Here is a 1577-nt window from a genome sequence, read left to right on the forward strand (position 1 = left end):
CCGGCCCAAAGGGCCGGCACAGAGTCGCTTTTAATTATGAATGTTGTAACTACATCTTCATCGCTGTCAGTCTTCTCGCTGGAAGTTCTCAGTACACGCTCGTAAGCGGCCCTCACGGCCCGCTAACGCGGAGATACGCCCCGACTTCGGGTAAACCCTCGTCGGGACCACTCCGACCGCGCACAGAAGCTCTCTCATGGCTGAAAGCGGGTATGGTCTGGCAGGGCTGGGGATGGGTAAGGTGAAATCTATCAATCAGTACCGGCTTACGCCGGGCTTCGGCGGTTTTACTCCTGTATCATATGAAACAACAGAGTGCCGCCTTCCATGCCGCTGATGCGGCATATCCTGGTAACGATATCTGAATTGTTATACATGTGTATATACGTGGTAATGACAAAAATAGGACAAGTTAAAAATTTACAGGCGATGCAATGATTCAAACACGTAATCAAAATCTGCAGTTTATGCTGGTTATGCTGGCTGCATGGGGCATTAGTTGGGGAGCCAGATTTGTCATGGAGCAGGCCGTTCTGCGTTATGGATCAGGAAAAAACTATTTGTTCTTCAGTCATGGTACTGTTCTGATGTACCTGCTGTGTGTTTTCCTGGTATACCGCCGTTGGATAGCTCCGCTACCGGTCGTTGGTCAGCTGCGCAACGTTGGCGTACCGTGGCTGGTCGGTGCGATGGCCGTGGTGTATGTCGGTGTATTTCTGCTCGGTAAGGCGCTGGCTCTGCCTGCTGAGCCATTTATGACGAAACTTTTTGCCGATAAGTCCATACCTGACGTGATCCTGACGTTGCTGACCATCTTTATCCTTGCCCCGTTGAATGAGGAAACGCTGTTCCGGGGGATTATGCTGAACGTCTTCCGTTCACGGTACTGCTGGACGATGTGGCTGGGGGCGCTGATAACGTCGTTGTTGTTCGTCGCCGCGCACAGCCAGTATCAGAACCTGCTGACACTGGCAGAACTGTTCCTGGTGGGGTTGATTACATCAGTGGCCAGGATCAGAAGTGGTGGCCTGCTGCTGCCGGTATTGCTGCATATGGAAGCAACCACGCTGGGTTTACTGTTTGGTTGAAAGTTATATTTTTATTAAACATTGTGCGTTAAAGCCTGGTGTGTTTTTTTAGTGGATGTTATATTTAAATATAACTTTTATGGAGGTGAAGAATGCATACCACCCGACTGAAGAGGGTTGGCGGCTCAGTTATGCTGACCGTCCCACCGGCACTGCTGAATGCGCTGTCTCTGGGCACAGATAATGAAGTTGGCATGGTCATTGATAATGGCCGGCTGATTGTTGAGCCGTACAGACGCCCGCAATATTCACTGGCTGAGCTACTGGCACAGTGTGATCCGAATGCTGAAATATCAGCTGAAGAACGAGAATGGCTGGATGCACCGGCGACTGGTCAGGAGGAAATCTGACATGGAAAGAGGGGAAATCTGGCTTGTCTCGCTTGATCCTACCGCAGGTCATGAGCAGCAGGGAACGCGGCCGGTGCTGATTGTCACACCGGCGGCCTTTAATCGCGTGACCCGCCTGCCTGTTGTTGTGCCCGTAACC

3 protein-coding genes and 1 pseudogene are annotated in these 1577 nt (G+C 51.4%); all 4 read left to right on the plus strand.

Going from position 1 to position 1577, the window contains the following annotated elements; all coding sequences use genetic code 11:
* Positions 1 to 196 precede the first annotated feature (196 nt).
* On the plus strand, positions 197 to 337 hold the full coding sequence (locus RTW80_RS25045) for a hypothetical protein (protein WP_001333237.1): 141 nt from the start codon (positions 197 to 199) through the stop codon (positions 335 to 337).
* 97 nt (positions 338 to 434) lie between these two features.
* Positions 435 to 1088, plus strand: a complete 654-nt coding sequence (locus RTW80_RS25050; RefSeq protein ID WP_312720758.1) for a CPBP family intramembrane glutamic endopeptidase — start codon at positions 435 to 437, stop codon at positions 1086 to 1088.
* Between the two features lie 92 nt (positions 1089 to 1180).
* The gene (gene pemI / locus RTW80_RS25055; protein ID WP_000557619.1) at positions 1181 to 1438 is read left to right on the plus strand and encodes a type II toxin-antitoxin system antitoxin PemI; all 258 of its coding nucleotides are present in this window, start codon (positions 1181 to 1183) and stop codon (positions 1436 to 1438) included.
* Position 1439: 1 nt separating this feature from the next.
* A pseudogene (gene pemK-mt, locus RTW80_RS25060) lies at positions 1440 to 1577 on the plus strand (type II toxin-antitoxin system toxin endoribonuclease PemK-mt); the annotation flags it as partial.

It is taken from the genome of Escherichia sp. AM3, from assembly GCF_032029835.1.
In the GTDB taxonomy this organism is placed as follows: domain Bacteria; phylum Pseudomonadota; class Gammaproteobacteria; order Enterobacterales; family Enterobacteriaceae; genus Escherichia; species Escherichia coli.